The following is a 17,622-nucleotide window of genomic DNA, read 5'->3' on the forward strand; positions in this document are numbered from 1 at the left end:
AGCCTCGCCGGCGTTTGAGGCGCGGGTCCGGGCAGAGCCCGGGAAACGGCGCTAGCGGACCGGGTGGCCCGCCTCCCTCAGCGCGGACTTGACCTCGGAGATCCGCAGGTCGCCGAAGTGGAACACCGACGCCGCCAGCACGGCATCCGCACCGGCCTCGATCGCCGGCGCGAAGTGCGCGAGCGCCCCCGCGCCGCCCGACGCGATCACCGGGACGGTCACGTGCTTGCGTACGGCCGCGATCATCTCCGTGTCGTAGCCGTCCTTCGTCCCGTCCGCGTCCATGGAGTTCAGCAGGATCTCCCCGGCGCCCAGCTCGGCCGCCCGGTGGGCCCACTCGACGGCGTCGAGGCCTGTGCCCCGGCGGCCGCCGTGCGTGGTGACCTCGAAGGAGCCCGTCTCGGTGCGGCGCGCGTCGACCGACAGCACGAGGACCTGACGGCCGAAGCGCTCCGCGATCTCCTGGATCAGCTCGGGGCGGGCGATCGCGGCGGTGTTGACGCCGACCTTGTCCGCTCCGGCCCGCAGCAGCTTGTCCACGTCGTCCGCGGTACGGACGCCGCCGCCCACGGTCAGCGGGATGAAGACCTGCTCGGCGGTCCTGCGCACCACGTCGTACGTGGTCTCGCGGTTGCCCGAGGAGGCGGTGATGTCGAGGAAGGTCAGCTCGTCGGCGCCTTCGGCGTCGTACAGCTTGGCCATCTCCACCGGGTCACCGGCGTCGCGCAGGTTCTGGAAGTTGACGCCCTTGACGACCCGGCCGTTGTCCACGTCCAGGCAGGGGATCACGCGTACGGCGAGGGTCATGCGGACGCCTCCTTGTACGCCTCGACCTCCACCTCGACGACCATGCTGGGGTCGACGAAGCCGGAAACGATGATCATGGAGGCGGCGGGGCGGACCTCGTCGAACAGTTCCTTGTGGGCGCGGCCCACCTCGTCCACGTCCCGGGCGTGGGTGAGGTACATCCGGGTGCGCACCACGTGCTCGGGGCCGAGACCGGCCTGTGCGAGGGCCTTGAAGGCCACCCCGAACGCGGTGATCGCCTGGTCGTACGGGCCGCCGCCGTCGGCCGCGGTGCAGCCGGAGACGAGCACGAGCCCGTTCGGCAGCTGCACGGCGCGGGAGTAGCCGATGACGTCCTCGTACGGACCGCCGGAGGAGATACGACGTACGTCGCTCATGCGGAGACCACCTTCAGGGCTTCTTCCAGGGTGAAGGCCTTGGCGTACAGGGCCTTGCCGACGATCGCGCCTTCGACGCCCAGCGGCACCAGCTCGGCCAGGGCCCGCAGGTCGTCGAGGGAGGAGATGCCGCCGGAGGCGACGACGGGGCGGTCGGTGGCGGCGCAGACGTTCTTCAGCAGCTCCAGGTTGGGGCCGGTGAGCGTGCCGTCCTTGCCGATGTCGGTGACGACGTACCGGGCGCAGCCCTCGGAGTCCAGGCGCGCGAGGGTCTCGTACAGGTCGCCGCCCTCGCTGGTCCAGCCGCGGCCCTTGAGGGTGGTGCCGCGCACGTCGAGACCGACCGCGATCCGGTCGCCGTGCTCGGCGATGGCCTTGGCGGCCCACTCGGGGGTCTCCAGGGCGGCGGTGCCGAGGTTGACGCGGGTGCAGCCGGTGGCGAGGGCCGCGGCGAGCGAGGCGTCGTCGCGGATGCCGCCGGACAGCTCGACCTTGATGTCCATGGCGCCGGTGATCTCGGCGACCAGGGCGCGGTTGTCACCGGTGCCGAAGGCCGCGTCGAGGTCGACCAGGTGCAGCCATTCGGCGCCGGAGCGCTGCCAGGCGAGGGCGGCCTCCAGCGGCGAGCCGTACGAGGTCTCGCTGCCGGACACCCCGTGCACGAGGCGGACGGCCTGACCGTCGCGGACGTCGACCGCGGGGAGGAGTTCCAGCTTCGCTGAGGACACGGTCATCACAGGGTCTCGATCCAGTTGGTGAGGAGCTGGGCGCCGGCGTCTCCGGACTTCTCGGGGTGGAACTGGGTGGCCCACAGGGCCCCGTTCTCCACCGCCGCGACGAAGCGCTCGCCGTGGGTGGCCCAGGTGACCTTGGGGGCGCGGATGAGCGGGTTGGTGGTCTCCAGGCTCCACTCGCGCGCCGCGTAGGAGTGCACGAAGTAGAAGCGGGCGTCGGCGTCCAGGCCGGCGAAGGCCTGGGTGTCGGCCGGGGCCTCGACGGTGTTCCAGCCCATGTGGGGGACGATCGGGGCCTTGAGCGGGCCGACCGTGCCGGGCCACTCGTCGAGGCCCTCGGTCTCCACGCCGTGCTCGATGCCGCGCTCGAAGAGGATCTGCATGCCGACGCAGATGCCCATGACCGGGCGGCCGCCGGAGAGCCGGCGGCCGATGATCCAGTCGCCGCGGGCGGACCGCAGGCCCTGCATGCAGGCGGAGAAGGCGCCGACGCCGGGGACGAGGAGTCCGTCGGCGTCCATGGCCTTGTCGTAGTCACGGGTGATCTCGACGTCGGCGCCGACGCGGGCGAGGGCGCGCTCGGCGGAGCGGACGTTGCCGAAGCCGTAGTCGAAGACGACGACCTTCTTGGTGGGGCGTGCTGTGCTCATTCCCAGATTCCTTGGATCCGCAGGACTCCGGCGGCGAGGCACATCGCGGAGCCGATGGCGAGCAGGACGATGACCGACATCGGCATCTTCTGCTTGTGGAAGGAGTAGACGCCGCCGGCCAGGAACAGGCCGAGGACGATCAGGATCGTGTTGAGGCCGTTCACGGCTAGAGGGCGCCCTTCGTGGAGGGCAGGATGCCGGCCGCGCGCGGGTCGAACTCGGCGGCGTAGCGCAGGGCCCGGGCGAGGGCCTTGAACTGGCACTCCACGATGTGGTGGGCGTTGCGCCCGTACGGGACGTGGACGTGCAGGGCGATCTGGGCCTGCGCGACGAAGGACTCCAGGATGTGCCGGGTCATCGTCGTGTCGTACTCGCCGATCATCGGCGCCATGTTCTCGGGCTCGGTGTGCACGAGGTAGGGGCGGCCGGACAGGTCGACGGTCACCTGCGCGAGGGACTCGTCGAGCGGCACGGTGCAGTTGCCGAAGCGGTAGATGCCGACCTTGTCGCCGAGGGCCTGCTTGAAGGCGGCGCCCAGCGCGAGGGCGGTGTCCTCGATGGTGTGGTGGCTGTCGATGTGCAGGTCGCCGTCCGTCTTGACCGTGAGGTCGAAGAGGCCGTGGCGGCCGAGCTGGTCGAGCATGTGGTCGTAGAAGCCCACGCCGGTCGAGACGTCGACCTTGCCGGTGCCGTCGAGGTTTATCTCGACGAGGACCGAGGTCTCCTTGGTGGTCCGTTCGACCCGTCCGATGCGGCTCATGCGTGCTGCTCCTTCTTCAGTGCGCGAACCGCTTCCAGGAACGCGTCGTTCTCTGCCGGGGTGCCGGCGGTGACGCGCAGCCACCCCGGTACTCCGTTGTCACGGACCAGGACACCCTGGTCGAGGATCTTCTGCCATGCGGTGTGGGAGTCGTCGAACTTCCCGAACTGGATGAAGTTCGCGTCGGAGTCGGTGACCTCGTAGCCGAGGGCCCGCAGTTCGACGACCAGCCGGTCCCGTTCGGCCTTGAGCTGCTCGACGTAGCCCAGCAGGGTGTCGGTGTGCTCCAGGGCGGCCAGCGCGGTGGCCTGGGTGACGGCCGACAGGTGGTACGGCAGGCGCACCAGCTGGACGGCGTCGACGACGGCGGGGTGCGCGGCCAGGTAGCCCAGGCGCAGGCCGGCCGCGCCGAAGGCCTTGGACATGGTCCGGGAGACCACCATGTTCGGGCGGCCCTCGATGAGGGGCAGCAGCGAGTCGCGGTGGCTGAACTCGACGTACGCCTCGTCCACGATGACCAGCGAGGGCTTGGCCGCCTGTGCCGCCTCGTAGAGGGCGAGGACGGTCTCCGCCTCGACCGCGGTACCCGTGGGGTTGTTCGGCGAGGTGATGAAGACGACGTCGGGGGCGTTCTCGGCGATCGCCTGTTCCGCCGCCGCCACGTCGATGGTGAAGTCCTCCCGGCGCGGGCCGGAGATCCACCCGGTGCCGGTGCCGCGGGAGATCAGCGCGTGCATCGAGTACGAGGGCTCGAAGCCGAGGGCGGTGCGGCCGGGCCCGCCGAAGGTCTGCAGCAGCTGCTGGATGACCTCGTTGGAGCCGTTGGCGGCCCATACGTTCTCCCGCGCGACCGGGTGCCGGGCCGTACGGGTGAGGTAGGCGGCCAGCTGGGTGCGCAGCTCGACCGCGTCCCGGTCGGGGTAGCGGTTGAGGGTGCGGGCGGCCTCGGCCACCCGCTCGGCGATCCGCGCGACGAGCTCGGCGGGGAGCTCGTAGGGGTTCTCGTTGGTGTTGAGCTGGACGGGCACGTCCAGCTGGGGGGCGCCGTACGGGGTCTTGCCGCGCAGCTCGTCGCGGATGGGCAGGTCGTCGATGCCGGTCACGCTTGGGGAACCTTCCATCCGAAGCGGGCCTTGAGGGCGGCGCCGTGCGCCGGCAGGTCCTCGGCCTCCGCGAGGGTCACCACGTGGTGGGTGACCTCGGCGAGGGCGTCCCGCGTGTAGTCGACGATGTGGATGCCGCGCAGGAAGGACTGCACGGACAGGCCGGAGGAGTGGCAGGCGCAGCCGCCGGTGGGCAGCACGTGGTTCGACCCGGCGCAGTAGTCGCCGAGCGAGACCGGGGCCCAGGGGCCGACGAAGATCGCGCCGGCGTTGCGGACGCGGGCGGCCCACGCGGCGGCGTCGGCGGTCTGGATCTCCAGGTGCTCGGCGCCGTACGCGTCGACGACCTTGAGGCCGTCCTCCAGGCTGTCGACCAGCACGATCGCGGACTGCTTGCCGGCGAGCGCGGGCTTGATGCGGTCCTCGACGTGCTTGGTCGCGGCGACCTGCGGCTCCAGCTCCCGCTCGACGGCGTCCGCGAGCTCCGCGGAGTCGGTGACGAGGACGGCGGCGGCCAGCGGGTCGTGCTCGGCCTGGCTGATCAGGTCGGCGGCGACGTGCACGGGGTCGGCCGTGGAGTCCGCGAGGACCGCGATCTCGGTCGGGCCGGCCTCGGTGTCGATGCCGATCTTCCCGGTGAAGTAGCGCTTGGCGGCGGCGACCCAGATGTTGCCGGGGCCGGTCACCATGTTGGAGGGCAGGCACTCTTCGGTCCCGTACGCGAACATCGCGACGGCCTGGGCCCCGCCGGCCGCGTACACCTCGTCGACGCCCAGCAGCGCGCACGCGGCGAGGATCGTCGGGTGCGGCAGGCCGCCGAACTCCTTCTGCGGCGGGGACGCGAGCGCGATCGACTCGACGCCCGCCTCCTGGGCCGGTACGACGTTCATGACGACGGAGGAGGGGTACACCGAGCGGCCGCCCGGGGCGTACAGGCCCACGCGCTCCACCGGAACCCACTTCTCGGTCACGGTTCCGCCGGGGACCACCTGGGTGGTGTGCTCGGTGCGGCGCTGGCCCCGGTGCACGATCCGGGCGCGCCGGATCGACTCCTCCAGGGCGGCGCGGACGGCCGGGTCCAGCTCCTCCAGGGCGGCCTTGACGGCCTCCGCGGGTACCCGGACCTGCGAGAGCTCGACCCCGTCGAACTTCTGCGCGTACTCGATCAGCGCCGCCGTGCCACGATGATGGACGTCCTCGCAGATGGGCCGCACCTTGTCCAGGGCAGCTTCTACGTCGAACTCGGCACGGGGCAGCAGATCGCGCAGGGCGCCACCCTCGGGGAGGGCGTCACCGCGCAGGTCGATACGAGAGATCACCTCCCAATTCTCTCAGACCGCCTCGTGCCACCGTTCGCCCGTATCACTGGCTGATACACGCCCCGGATGTCACAGGCGCCCGATAACTTTGATCTACACGTACATGTCAGCGGAGGGGGGCCGCCTTGACCGAGGCGCGCGCGGGCGAGGAACCGGCGGATCTCACCGCTGCCGAGCACCGCATGTGGGAGGCGTTCCGCACCGGCAGCGTCTGCGACCTCAGCGCCCGCGCCGCGGACGAGGACGATCCGCACGCCGACCGCGTCTGGGGTCCCGGGCGCAGCGTCCGCGCCCGGGTGGTGGCCCTGCTGCTGCTCCACGGGCCGCCGCCGGTGCCGGGCCGGGTGGCCTCCCTCAAGCTGCGCGGGGTGCGGATCGCCGGGCGGCTGGATCTGTCCGGTGGCACGGTGGCCCCGTACGTGGAGCTCCAGTCCTGCCGCTTCGACAGCGAGATCCAGCTGTCCGAGGCCCGCGTCGGCACGCTGCGCCTGATCAACTGCGCGATTCCGCGGCTGGAGGCGGCCCGTCTGCACACCGAGGGCGACCTGCACCTGCCGCGCTGCAGGGTGGCGCGCGGGATCCGGCTGACCGACGCCCAGATCGGCACCGACCTGCTGGTCAGCCAGGCCGTGGTGCAGCGGGACAGCAAGGGCCGGGCGATCGCCGCCGACGGGATGTCGGTCGCGCAGGACTTCCAGGGCGAGCTGCTGGAGACGTACGGGGAGGTGAGCCTGCGCGGCGCCAAGGTCGGCGTGTCGATGAACCTGCGCGGCGCCCGGCTGCGCAACCCGTCCGGGCGGTACGCGCTGAACGCCCCGCAGCTGACCGTCGAGCGGACCCTGTACCTGACCTCGATCGCGCTGGGCTACGTGCAGGGCGGGGACGGCTCCTCCACTCCCCCGTACGGGCTGGGGCTGACCCCGACGCGCGGGCAGCGGGCGCAGCGCTTCGAGTGCCGGGGCGGGCTGCGGCTGGACGACGGCCGCTTCGGGGACGCCATCGACTTCTACGGCGCGCGGTTCGAGCTCACGGACGAGCAGGAGATATCCCTGCGCCGGATCCAGACCCCGGAGTTCCGATTCGTCGGGGAGCGGCCGGAGCACGGGCGTGTCGTGGTGTCCGGGGCCAAAGTGGTGAAGCTCGTCGACACCTCCACGAGCTGGCCGGGCCCGGGCGGGGTGTCCATCGAGGGATTCGTCTACGAGAACCTCGCGCCCCGCGGCCATTTCCCGCTGGCCCGGCGCCTGGAGTGGGTGGCGGCGGCCACTCCCGAGTACTCGCCGGAGCCGTACGAGCGGCTGGCGGCCGTCCTGCGGGCCAGCGGCGAGGACCAGGACGCCCGCGAGGTGCTGCTGGCCAAGCAGCGGCGGCGCCGGGCCACGCTGCCGCCCGCCCCGAAGGCGTGGGGGTACCTCCAGGACTGGACGGTGGTCTACGGGTACCGCCCGGGCCGGGCCGCGCTGTGGATGGCGGTGCTGTGGGCCGCGGGCGCGCTGCTGTTCTCCCAGCTCGATCCGCCGGCCATCAAGGAGGACGAGCATCCGCAGTGGAGCGCCGCCCTGTACGCGCTGGATCTGCTGCTCCCGGTGATCGACCTCGGCCAGCAGGGCCAGTGGAAGCTGGAGGGCGGCTGGCAGTGGGGGGCGGCGGGCCTCGTCATCATGGGCTGGATCCTGGCCACGACGGTGGCCGCGGGAGCGTCCCGGCTGCTGAGGCGGGGGTGACGGGGTCTGTGCCCGGGCCATTACCCTGTGCCTCGTGACCACCGTTCGCCTGCCCCTCTTCCCGCTGAACTCGGTGCTGTTCCCGGGACTCGTCCTCCCGCTGAACATCTTCGAGGAGCGTTATCGCGCCATGATGCGCGAGCTGCTGAAGACGGGCGAGGAGGAACCGCGCCGGTTCGCGGTCGTGGCGATCCGCGACGGCCGTGAGGTCGCACCGACCGCGCCGGGCCTGCCGGACCAGACGGCCCTGCCCGAGCGCGGCCCCGCGGCGGGCTTCGGCTCCGACCCGATCCAGGCCTTCCACCGGGTGGGCTGCATCGCGGACGCGGCGACGATCCGGGAGCGGGAGGACGGCAGCTTCGAGGTCCTGGCGACCGGCACGACGCGGGTCCGTCTGCTCTCCGTCGACGCGTCCGGACCCTTCCTGACGGCCGAGCTGGAAGAGCTCCCGGAGGACTCGGGCGACGGCGCCGGGGTCCTGGCCGAGGGGGTGCTGCGGGCGTTCCGCAACTACCAGAAGCGGCTGGCCGGGGCCCGCGAGCGGTCCTTGACGGGCGCGGAACTCCCCGACGAGCCGTCCGTGGTCTCCTACCTGGTGGCAGCGGCGGCGGTCCTGGACATCCCCGCGAAGCAGCGGCTGCTGCAGGCCCCGGACACGGCGACCCGGCTGGCCGAGGAACTGAAACTGCTGCGTGCGGAGACGGCGGTGATCCGCCACCTCCCGTCCCTGCCGGCGGTGGACCTGACCCGTGCTCCGACCAGCCCGAACTGACGGATCACCGATGGCGAAGAAGACGAAGCAGGCGGCCGGCACCCCGGCGATCGTCGCCCTCACGGCGGCGGGCGTCCCGTTCACCACGCACGCGTACGAGCACGACCCGGCGCACCCCTCGTACGGCGAGGAGGCGGCGCAGGCGCTCGGCGTCTCTCCCGCGCAGGTGTTCAAGACCCTCGTCGCCGATGTGGACGGGGTCCTGACGGTGGCGGTGGTCCCGGTCTCGGGGTCCCTGGACCTGAAGGCGCTGGCGACGGCGGTCGGCGGCAAGCGGGCGGCGATGGCCGATCCCGCGCTGGCGGAGCGCACCACGGGCTACGTGCGCGGCGGCATCTCGCCGCTGGGGCAGCGCAAGCGGCTGCGCACGGTGCTCGACGCGTCGGCCTCCGCCCATCCGACGATCTGCTGCTCGGCGGGCCGCCGCGGACTGGAGGTCGAGCTCGCCCCGTCGGACCTGGCCGCCCTCACGGACGCCACGGTGGCCCCGATCGCGCGCCCCTAGGGGCGTTCGAAGGCCTGGAGCACACCGCCGACCGAGAAGCACAGGGCGCCGGCCAGCGTCCCCCAGTTGGCGATGTCGGCGTTGACGAGGCTTCCGGTGGCGGGCCGGGTGAAGGCGGCCAGCGCCGAGACCATGAACAGCACCGCCCCGAGCTGGTTCACCGCGACGACCCACCAGCCGAGGCTGCGCGAGCGGAGGCAGGGCCAGGGTCTGTGGCAGATCTCGACGAACGAGAGGTGCCCCGAGATCAGGAACAGCGCGCACCCGATCACGTCGGGGGTCCAGATCAGCCGGTTGACCTGCTGGGTGGAGAGCCCCTGGCGGAAGGAGTCCAGCAGGTTGACGGCGAACACGAGCGTGCCGACGAACAGCACGAACGTGCTCAGCCAGTCCAGGTGCATCGGCTCGTAGCCCCACCACCGCCACTTGCCCGTGACGAGGGAGGATCCCTGCGGGGACTGGCGGGGCGCGTTCAGCACCTGCAGGAGCGAGACGTAGCCGCCGGTGTTGAAGAACAGGCCGCCCGCGAAGTAGATCGCGGCGCTTTCGAGTGCGTTCCCCGAGCCGAACTGGGCCACCCCGGCGCCGAGGGCGAAGAGCGCGCCGCCGATGACGAACGCGCCCGAGGCGATGGCGTTGAGCCTTCGGAGACGGCCGAGGGCTTCGGCATCGGCGGTCGAGGTCCTGTCACCGCCGGGCCCGCGGACCGCCAGCGTCCCGCGCCTGCGCGCGGGCCGCGACTCCCACACCACCGTGTCGCCCTCGGGGCGGAGCCAGGTGAGCCGGGTCGTGAACGGTCCCGCACCTTCGGCACGCTGCTCGGGCTGTCCCACGGCCCGAGCGTAGCCAATCCAGCCCCGCCGGCGTGTGAGGCGGGGGGGTACCCCCGGACGGAGTCTGGGGGAGGGTCCGGGGCGGAGCCCCGAATCTTTCAGCCGCGCGGGGGCTCGGCGTCGGCCTGCGGGGCCTGGTAATAGCCGGACCAGCCGTAGCCCGGGACGGAGTCCGGTTCGCGGGGGGACCACAGGGCCGTGAGGCCCAGGTGGACGAGGACCGCGGCCATCGGCCACGCCAGCAGCGCCCCGTGCGCCAGCAACTGCAGCGGCGCGTCGAACGGCACCCCCTGCCCCGCCTTGGCGGCGGCCGCCAGGTCCGAGGTCGGCCCCAGCCACAGCCCGAACCGCCACCCCACCAGCGCGGCGAAGCAGGAGCCGACGGCGAGCCCGATCACCAGCGGCACGCCGCCGGCCCGGCGCCACAGGAACACGCCGACGGCGCTCAGCACGCCCAGCCCCACCGACAGCAGGACGAAGGTTCCGTCGGACGCGATCCGCGCCTCGCTCTCGCTGTTGCGCAGGAACACGGACTCCCCGTTGGCGACGTACTGCACGCGCGGCGCCAGCCACACCCACAGCGCGCCGAGGAGAAGGCCGGCCACGCCGATCGCGAGGGCGACGACGGCCGCGTCCCGGACGTCCTCCGGGGTGACGGACCGGGCGGTCCCGCCCGGCTTCTCGGGCGGGAGCGACGGCGGGTCGAAAGGAGACGGCGGGGTCACGGCTTCGGTCACCCCCACATCGTGCCAGGTGCGTCCGGCGGCGGCGTCGCCGGACCGCTTCAGCGGACCGCGGCCCGCCGGTACGCCCAGGTGGCGACGGCCAGCGAGAGGACTCCGACGGCCCCGCACACGCCGAGGTCGAAGGCGACGGCGGCCCAGTCGGGTTCGGGGGCGAAGGTCCGCGCGAACGCCTCCACCCCGTACGTCGACGGCAGCAGGTCCCGCGCCCACACGATCACGTCGGGCATCCGCTCGGGCGGCAGCACCCCCAGCAGCAGCGCCGCCGACATCCCGAGCTGCCCGGCGAGCGTGGCCAGCTCCTGCCGCGGCGCCAGCAGTCCCAGCGCCGCGCCGAGCCCGGCCAGCGCGGCCCCGGCCAGCGGCACCACGGCGGCCAGGATCCACAGCCCGCTCATGGGCAGGCCGAAGAGCACGCACCCGAAGACGGCGGTGACCAGCGTCCCCGGCAGCGTGAAGGAGGCGTACGCGGCGGCCGCGCCGAGCACCACCGAAGCGGGCGGCACCGGCAGGGTGGCGTAGTGGTCGAGCCCGCCGCTCGCCCGCAGCTGCCCGAAGTACTGGGCGAGCAGGTTGAGCGCGACGAAGGCGACGACCAGCACGGAGGAACCCGCGACGACGGCCCGGGCCTCCGAGCCCCCGTCCACCACGCCCCGCATGAGGATCATGATCCCGACGGACTGGAAGGTGGCCACGAAGAGCAGCGGGATCCGCGCCACCCGTGCCCGGGACAGCTGGGCCCGGTAGACGGCGGCCAGCGCGGGCAGGAACCGTGCCCGCGGGGCCAGCGGCGCGGGGGCCGGCTCCTCCACCGGGGTCGGGGTCGGGTTCGGCAGGACGGCGCTCGCCGGACGGTCGCTCACGACTTCACCAGGCCCTTCGTCTTTCCGCCGAGTGCGAGGTACACGTCCTCGAGGCTCGGCGTGGCCAGCGTGAAGTCGTCGAGGGCGGCGAAGGCCGGCCCGCCGGTCACCGAGGCGACGGCCGCCCGGGCCTCGTCCGGCCCGAGCCGCAGGACCCAGCGCCGTCCGGATTCCACGGCGTGCTCGCGCAGCGCCGCGACCTCGGGGACGTCCAGCGGAGCGGTCTCCCGCCATACGAGCTCCAGCCGGACCTCGCCGGAGACCTCGGCCTTCAGCCCGGCCGGGGTGTCGCAGGCGATGACCCGGCCCTGGTCGATGACGGCGACCCGGTCGAGGACGGTCTCGGCCTCGATGACGTTGTGGGTGACGAGCAGGACCGTCGCGCCGTGCTGGGCGCGCCGCCGGTCCACGGCGGACCAGACGGCCCGCCGGGCCACCGGGTCCATGCCGGTGGTGGGCTCGTCGAGGACCAGTACGGGCCGCTCCCCCACCAGTGCGGCGGCGAAGCAGGCGAGACGGCGCTGTCCGCCGGAAAGTTTCTTCAGGGGCCGTCCGGCGATCCCGGTCAGCCCGAGCTCCTCCAGTACGGCGTCGCGCGCGGCCCGCGCCGCCCGTGCGTCGAGCCCGCGCAGCCGCCCGGTGGTCTCGGCGGCCAGCGCCACCGTGAGCTCGTCCAGGGCGGTGGACTCCTGCCCCAGGTAGGCGAGCAGGCGCGAGGCCCGCTCGGGGTGGCGTACGAGGTCGTGGCCGAGCAGGGTGACGGTGCCCGCGTCGGGTCGCATCAGGCCGGTGAGCTGGCGGACCAGGGTGGACTTGCCGGCGCCGTTGGGGCCGAGCAGGCCGAAGATCTCGCCGCGCCGCACGTCCAGGGAGATGCCGTCGTTGGCGCGGGTCTCGGGGAGTGCGGGAGCCCCGCGCCGGCCGCGTACGGCGGGATACGTCTTGACCAGGTCACGCACCGCGCAGATCACGTCCGAAGCCGCTCCCGCGGCCGCTGTGCCGTTTTCCGCTTGTGCTGTGCCCGTACTCACGAGGGAGCAGCCTACGGGGTTCCCGCCCCTACTCGGCCGCCGGGGTCAGCGGGGAGCCGAGCTCGCCGGTACCGGATCCGGGCGCGGCGGCCGGTACGGCGGCCACGTGCTCGGCGGCCGCGCGGACGTCGATCTCGCGCCAGAACCCGGCGCGGATGGCGTAGCGGTCGTGCTCGTCGATCTGGTCGTCCTTGTGCGCGAGCAGCCCGAACCGGGCGGCGTAGCGCAGCAGCTCGCCGTCGATGCGGTGCGGGATGCGCGGGTACATGGTGGCCAGCTTCTGCAGGTGGACGGTCTCGGGGAGCCGTTCCATCCAGCGCCGGGCGAACACCTGTCCCACCTCGAACGGGTCCCCGCCGACGGTGGTGATGTCCTCCTCGCGGTCCGCCCAGCGCTGCTCGGCGCTGGTGAGCTGGGCGAGGGTGGGCAGCGAGGCGGTCTCGGCGGGCTCGCCGAGCGGTCCGGCGCGGTCGATCCAGCCCTTGTCGGAGGACCAGCGCAGGGCACTGGCGGGGGCCGGTCCGCCGGTGGCCCCGGTCTGCGGGCCGGTCTGCGGGCCGGGGGCGCGCAGGGCTCCGGCGAGGTCCTTGGGCGTGGGCACGGTCTTGCCCCCGGGGGCGGCCGGCGCCGGTACGGGTGCCCCCTCGCCTTCGTCGTCGCCGCTGGCGGCGGCGCCGTTGCGGGCGGCCTCGGCGAGCGCCGCCTCGGGCAGCGGGGCCGAGAGGATGGCGGCGATGTCGGGGCGCGGCGCGGGCGGCGGTGAGCAGAGGCCGGTGAGGTCCTTGGCGCGTACGGCCCGGGTGATCCAGGCCCGGTCCAGGACGCGGCGTTCGTCGGCCTCGGCGACGAGGTCCTCGGACTGGTTGTAGTCCCCGTCGGCGGCCTGGACGGCCCACAGGTGGACGGCGACCCCGTGTTCCTTGGCGGACATCAGGCCGGGCAGCAGGTCCCCGTCGCCGGTGACGAGTACGACGTCGGAGCAGGCGCGGTTGCGGGCGAGCTCCGTGAGCTCGGCGTGCATGGCGGCGTCGACGCCCTTCTGGGCCCAGCGGCCGTCACTGCGGGTCAGGGCGCCGAGGCGGACGGTGACGCGGGGCATGACGCGCAGCCGCCGGTGTTCGGGCTGGGGCACCCGGTCGGGTGCGCCGTCGAACCAGTAGATGCGCAGCAGGGGCTGCTCGGTGTCGGCCTCGGCCCGCTCGCGCAGGCCCTGGATGAGGGCGGCATGGTCCACGGTGATCCGGGAGCGGGAGGGCTCCCCGGCAAGAAGGCTGGCGGCGGCGCCCAACAGGTAGCCGGCGTCCACCAGGACGACGCAGCGGTCCACGCGTTCCACCCTCTTCCCTGGGGGTCCTCTGTGCTTCGGCGGGTGCCCCGAGTCTGCCCGACCTCAAGGGCGTTGAAGGCCGGAACTCGATCATCGGCGTGGCGGATCTCACGGAGGGGCCGGGAACCACACCCGGCTACGCGCAGTAATGATCCAAAATGCGCGGTTTCGGGCGCTGTGTGAGTGTGAAGGCGGTCCTGGCCCCTAGACCCTCACGGAGGTTCCACCATGGCCAAGAACAAGAATCAGAAGCAGCCGTCGAAGCAGCAGCAGGCCCGCTCTTCGCAGGACCCGTCGAAGGGCTCGATCGACAGCCCGAGCGAATCGGTGAACCCGTCGCCGAGTCCGATGGATCTGGCGCACAAGAGCAAGCAGAAGAAGTTCGGCCACAACTGACGCGCGCGACGTGATGTGACGGAAGGGCCCGCCCGGCATCGCCGGGCGGGCCCTTCCGTGCGTACGGCGCCGGTTGGCGAGGGTTGCTATCCGGCCAGGCAGGACGGCCCGAGCAGCACCTTGAGGTCTCCGAAGAGCGCCGGGTCGGGCTGGACGCGGTGCTTGTCGAGGCGCAGCACGGTGGTGGTCCGCGGTCCCTGGAGCTTGATCCTCACCTCTGTGTTGCCCTTGTGGTGGCGCAGGATCTCCCCCAGACGGGTCACCATCGGCGGCGTGACCTTGACCGTGGGGATGGTGAGGACGACCGGGGCGTTGGTGCCGGCCGAGGTGAGGTCGGGGACCATCATCTCCATGGCGACCAGGCGGGGGACGTCCTCGCGCTTGTCGAGGCGGCCCTTGACGAAGACGACGGTGTCCTCGACCAGCTGGGTGGAGACGAGCTGGTAGGTCGCGGGGAAGAACATGCATTCGATGGAGCCGGCCAGGTCCTCGACGGTGGCGATGGCCCAGGCGTTGCCCTGCTTGGTCATCTTGCGCTGGAGGCCCGAGATGATGCCGCCGATGGTGACGACCGCGCCGTCGGAGTGCTCGCCTCCGGTCAGCTGGGAGATTCCGGCGTCCGTCTTGTCGGAGAGCACGTGCTCCAGGCCGAAGAGCGGGTGGTCGGAGACGTAGAGGCCGAGCATCTCGCGCTCTTGCGCGAGCAGGTAGGACTTCTCCCACTCGACGTCGGAGAACTCCACGTCGAGGCCGAAACCGGGCTCGTCGCCCGCGCTCTCGTCACCCATTCCGCCGAAGAGGTCGAACTGTCCCTCGGCCTCCTTGCGCTTCACCGCGACCACGTTGTCGATCATCGGCTCGTGGTGGGCGACCATGCCCTTGCGGGTGTGGCCCATCTCGTCGAAGGCGCCGGCCTTGATCAGCGACTCGATGGTCCGCTTGTTGCAGACGACGGCCTCGACCTTGTCGAGGAAGTCGGGGAAGGTCGAGTACTTCCCCTTCGCCTTGCGCGACTTGATGATCGACTCGACGACGTTCGTGCCGACGTTCCGCACGGCGGAGAGGCCGAAGAGGATCACGTCGTCGCCCTGGGCGGCGAAGTTCGACTCGGACTCGTTCACGTTCGGCGGGAGGACCTTGATGCCCATGCGGCGGCACTCGTTGAGGTAGACCGCGGACTTGTCCTTGTCGTCCTTGACCGAGGTGAGCAGACCGGCCATGTACTCGGCGGGGTAGTTCGCCTTGAGGTAGGCGGTCCAGTAGGAAACCAAGCCGTACGCGGCGGAGTGCGCCTTGTTGAAGGCGTAGCCGGCGAAGGGGACCAGGACGTCCCAGAGCGCCTGGATCGCCTTGTCGGTGTAGCCGTTCTTCTTCGCGCCCTCCTGGAAGATGACGAAGTTCTTCGCCAGCTCGTCGGGCTTCTTCTTGCCCATCACGCGGCGCAGGATGTCGGCCTCGCCGAGGGAGTACCCGGCGATGATCTGGGCGGCCTTCTGCACCTGCTCCTGGTACACGATCAGGCCGTAGGTGACCGCGAGCACCTCTTCGAGCGGCTTCTCCAGCTCGGGGTGGATCGGGGTGATCTCCTGCTGCTTGTTCTTGCGCAGGGCGTAGTTCGTGTGCGAGTTCATGCCCATCGGGCCCGGCCGGTACAGGGCCGAGACGGCGGAGATGTCTTCGAAGTTGTCGGGCTTCATCAGCCGCAGCAGCGACCGCATGGGTCCGCCGTCGAACTGGAAGACGCCGAGCGTGTCACCGCGGCAGAGCAGTTCGTACGTCTTGGGGTCGTCCAGCGGCAGGGCGAGGAGGTCGAGCTCGATGCCCTTGTTGGCCTTCACCATCTTGACGGCGTCGTCCATGATCGTGAGGTTCCTGAGGCCCAGGAAGTCCATCTTGATCAGGCCGAGCGACTCGCACTGCGGGTAGTCCCACTGCGTGATGGTCACGCCGTCGGTGTGCCGCACCCAGATCGGCGCGTGCTCGACGATCGGCTCGCTGGACATGATCACGCCGGCCGCGTGCACGCCCATCTGCCGGACCAGGCCCTCGACGCCGCGGGCGGTGTCGATGACCTTCTTGACGTCCGGTTCGTTCTCGTACATCGCGCGGATCTCGCCGGCCTCGCTGTAGCGCGGGTGCGAGGGGTCGGTGATGCCGTTGAGGTCGATGCCCTTGCCGAGGACGTCGGCGGGCATCGCCTTGGTGAGCCGGTCGCCCATGGCGTAGGGGTAGCCGAGGACGCGCGCGGAGTCCTTGATGGCGTTCTTCGCCTTGATCTTGCCGTAGGTGCCGATCATGGCGACCTTGTCCGAGCCGTACTTCTCCGTCACGTACCGGATGACCTCGACGCGCCGGCGCTCGTCGAAGTCGATGTCGACATCGGGCATCGAGATGCGCTCGGGGTTGAGGAAGCGCTCGAAGATCAGTCCGTGCGGGATCGGGTCGAGGTCGGTGATGCCCATGGCGTACGCGACGATCGACCCGGCCGCGGAGCCTCGGCCGGGGCCCACGGCGATGCCCTGGCTCTTCGCCCACATGATGAAGTCGGCGACGACGAGGAAGTAGCCGGGGAAGCCCATCGAGATGATGGTGTCCATCTCGTACTCGACCTGCTTCATACGGTCCTCGGGGATGCCCCCGGGGAAGCGGCGGTGCATGCCCCGCATGGTCTCCTCGCGGAACCAGGTGACGTCGGTGTAGCCCTCCGGGATGTCGAACTTCGGCATGAGGTTCTTCTCGACGAACATGCCGTCGGTCGAGACCTGCTCGGCGACCAGGAGGGTGTTGCGGCAGCCCTCCTGCCAGGCGTCCGAGGAGTCGATGGCGTACATCTCATCCGTGGACTTGAGGTAGTAGCCGGTGCCGTCGAAGCGGAAGCGGTCCGGGTCGGAGAGGTTCTTGCCGGTCTGGATGCACAGCAGGGCGTCGTGCGCGGTCGACTCGTGCGCGTACGTGTAGTGCGAGTCGTTCGTGACGAGCGGCGGGATGCCGAGCTTCTTGCCGATCTCCAGGAGCCCGTCGCGGACCCGGCGCTCGATCTCGATGCCGTGGTCCATCAGCTCCAGGAAGTACCGCTCTTTGCCGAAGATGTCCTGGTACTCGGAGGCGGCCTTCAGGGCCTCGTCGAACTGGCCGAGGCGGAGCCGGGTCTGCAGCTCGCCGGAGGGGCAGCCGGTGGAGGCGATGAGCCCCTCCGACCACTTGGAGATGGTCTCCTTGTCCATCCGGGGCCACTTCTGCAGCCAGCCCTCGGCGTACGCGTCGGAGGAGAGCTTGAAGAGGTTGTGCAGTCCGGTGGCGTTGGCCGCCCAGATCGTCTTGTGGGTGTAACCACCGGAACCGGAGACGTCGTCCCGCTTCTGGTGCGGCTGGCCCCACTGGATCTTGCGCTTGTTGCGCCGGGACTCGGGGGCGACGTACGCCTCGATGCCGATGATCGGGGTCACCCCGGCCTTCTTCGCGGAGTGGAAGAAGTCGTACGCCCCGTGCAGGTTGCCGTGGTCGGACATGGCGATGTGCGTCATGCCCATCTCGTTGCACGCGTTGAACATGTCCTTCAGCCGCGCGGCACCGTCCAGCAGCGAATACTGGGTGTGGACGTGCAGGTGCGTGAACGGCGTCTTGGTCACGGTGGGGGCCTCCGAGGGGAGAGAGGGGCGGCAGCTCTGAATCCTACGT

The 17,622-nt window shown here is 71.5% G+C and carries 18 protein-coding genes; 4 read left to right on the top strand and 14 right to left on the bottom strand.

Translation table 11 applies throughout. From position 1 onward, the window contains the following. Positions 1-51: 51 nt before the first annotated feature. Genes hisF through hisD form a run of 8 tightly spaced genes read right to left on the bottom strand, consistent with a single transcriptional unit; the run spans position 52 to position 5,750 of the window. Positions 52-807 carry an imidazole glycerol phosphate synthase subunit HisF gene (gene hisF, locus AB0D29_RS13510; protein WP_351292055.1) on the bottom strand — a complete coding sequence of 252 codons (756 nt, stop codon included), beginning with the start codon at positions 805-807 and terminating at the stop codon, positions 52-54. Beyond that, complete coding sequence (locus tag AB0D29_RS13515; RefSeq protein ID WP_266597653.1) at positions 804-1,184, bottom strand: RidA family protein; 381 nt, start codon at positions 1,182-1,184, stop codon at positions 804-806. Before AB0D29_RS13515 ends, hisF begins: the two co-directional genes overlap by 4 nt. Then, positions 1,181-1,918, bottom strand: a complete 738-nt coding sequence (priA, locus tag AB0D29_RS13520) for a bifunctional 1-(5-phosphoribosyl)-5-((5-phosphoribosylamino)methylideneamino)imidazole-4-carboxamide isomerase/phosphoribosylanthranilate isomerase PriA (RefSeq protein ID WP_326591419.1) — start codon at positions 1,916-1,918, stop codon at positions 1,181-1,183. Before priA ends, AB0D29_RS13515 begins: the two co-directional genes overlap by 4 nt. Further along, on the bottom strand, positions 1,918-2,568 hold the full coding sequence (gene hisH, locus AB0D29_RS13525) for an imidazole glycerol phosphate synthase subunit HisH (protein WP_351292061.1): 651 nt from the start codon (positions 2,566-2,568) through the stop codon (positions 1,918-1,920). The genes priA and hisH overlap by 1 nt, the downstream gene beginning before the upstream one ends. After that, positions 2,565-2,732: a hypothetical protein gene (locus AB0D29_RS13530; protein WP_030707277.1), complete on the bottom strand. Its 168-nt coding sequence runs from the start codon at positions 2,730-2,732 to the stop codon at positions 2,565-2,567. The genes hisH and AB0D29_RS13530 overlap by 4 nt, the downstream gene beginning before the upstream one ends. A gap of 2 nt (positions 2,733-2,734) precedes the next feature. Continuing rightward, complete coding sequence (gene hisB / locus AB0D29_RS13535) at positions 2,735-3,328, bottom strand: imidazoleglycerol-phosphate dehydratase HisB (RefSeq protein WP_030707279.1); 594 nt, start codon at positions 3,326-3,328, stop codon at positions 2,735-2,737. Then, positions 3,325-4,431: a histidinol-phosphate transaminase gene (locus AB0D29_RS13540; RefSeq protein WP_362853983.1), complete on the bottom strand. Its 1,107-nt coding sequence runs from the start codon at positions 4,429-4,431 to the stop codon at positions 3,325-3,327. Before AB0D29_RS13540 ends, hisB begins: the two co-directional genes overlap by 4 nt. After that, the gene (hisD, locus tag AB0D29_RS13545) at positions 4,428-5,750 is read right to left on the bottom strand and encodes a histidinol dehydrogenase (RefSeq protein WP_362853985.1); all 1,323 of its coding nucleotides are present in this window, start codon (positions 5,748-5,750) and stop codon (positions 4,428-4,430) included. Before hisD ends, AB0D29_RS13540 begins: the two co-directional genes overlap by 4 nt. A gap of 125 nt (positions 5,751-5,875) precedes the next feature. On the opposite strand from hisD, the gene AB0D29_RS13550 reads away from it, so the two are divergent. The 3 genes from AB0D29_RS13550 to ybaK are packed head-to-tail and all read left to right on the top strand — an operon-like array spanning position 5,876 to position 8,751. After that, positions 5,876-7,474, top strand: coding sequence for an oxidoreductase (locus tag AB0D29_RS13550; RefSeq protein ID WP_362853987.1), 1,599 nt, complete (start codon positions 5,876-5,878; stop codon positions 7,472-7,474). A 34-nt stretch (positions 7,475-7,508) separates the two neighbouring features. Continuing rightward, complete coding sequence (locus AB0D29_RS13555) at positions 7,509-8,246, top strand: LON peptidase substrate-binding domain-containing protein (protein ID WP_362806800.1); 738 nt, start codon at positions 7,509-7,511, stop codon at positions 8,244-8,246. Between the two features lie 10 nt (positions 8,247-8,256). Next, positions 8,257-8,751 (top strand): Cys-tRNA(Pro) deacylase, encoded by a 495-nt coding sequence (gene ybaK / locus AB0D29_RS13560; protein ID WP_362853989.1) that lies wholly within the window; start codon positions 8,257-8,259, stop codon positions 8,749-8,751. Here the strand turns inward: ybaK and AB0D29_RS13565 are convergent. The 5 genes from AB0D29_RS13565 to AB0D29_RS13585 all read right to left on the bottom strand — a co-directional run bounded on the left by AB0D29_RS13565 (position 8,748) and on the right by AB0D29_RS13585 (position 13,557). Continuing rightward, positions 8,748-9,584, bottom strand: coding sequence for a hypothetical protein (locus AB0D29_RS13565; RefSeq protein ID WP_362853990.1), 837 nt, complete (start codon positions 9,582-9,584; stop codon positions 8,748-8,750). The genes ybaK and AB0D29_RS13565 overlap by 4 nt on opposite strands. Positions 9,585-9,682: 98 nt before the next feature. Then, positions 9,683-10,321, bottom strand: coding sequence for a hypothetical protein (locus tag AB0D29_RS13570; RefSeq protein ID WP_362853991.1), 639 nt, complete (start codon positions 10,319-10,321; stop codon positions 9,683-9,685). A gap of 47 nt (positions 10,322-10,368) precedes the next feature. Continuing rightward, a complete protein-coding gene (locus AB0D29_RS13575) occupies positions 10,369-11,163 on the bottom strand; it encodes an ABC transporter permease (protein WP_362854036.1) in 795 nt (264 codons plus the stop codon). A gap of 23 nt (positions 11,164-11,186) precedes the next feature. Continuing rightward, entirely contained in the window at positions 11,187-12,158 is a 972-nt protein-coding gene (locus AB0D29_RS13580; RefSeq protein WP_362854038.1) for an ABC transporter ATP-binding protein, read from the bottom strand. Between the two features lie 91 nt (positions 12,159-12,249). Continuing rightward, positions 12,250-13,557, bottom strand: a complete 1,308-nt coding sequence (locus tag AB0D29_RS13585) for an NYN domain-containing protein (RefSeq protein WP_362853993.1) — start codon at positions 13,555-13,557, stop codon at positions 12,250-12,252. Between the two features lie 219 nt (positions 13,558-13,776). On the opposite strand from AB0D29_RS13585, the gene AB0D29_RS13590 reads away from it, so the two are divergent. Next, on the top strand, positions 13,777-13,944 hold the full coding sequence (locus AB0D29_RS13590) for a hypothetical protein (RefSeq protein ID WP_362853994.1): 168 nt from the start codon (positions 13,777-13,779) through the stop codon (positions 13,942-13,944). 86 nt (positions 13,945-14,030) lie between these two features. On the opposite strand, the gene dnaE is transcribed toward AB0D29_RS13590, so the two are convergent. Further along, positions 14,031-17,573, bottom strand: coding sequence for a DNA polymerase III subunit alpha (gene dnaE, locus AB0D29_RS13595; protein WP_362853995.1), 3,543 nt, complete (start codon positions 17,571-17,573; stop codon positions 14,031-14,033). Between the last annotated feature and the right edge of the window lie 49 nt (positions 17,574-17,622).

Origin of the sequence: Streptomyces sp. NPDC048424 (assembly GCF_040651555.1) — a bacterium.
In the GTDB taxonomy this organism is placed as follows: domain Bacteria; phylum Actinomycetota; class Actinomycetes; order Streptomycetales; family Streptomycetaceae; genus Streptomyces.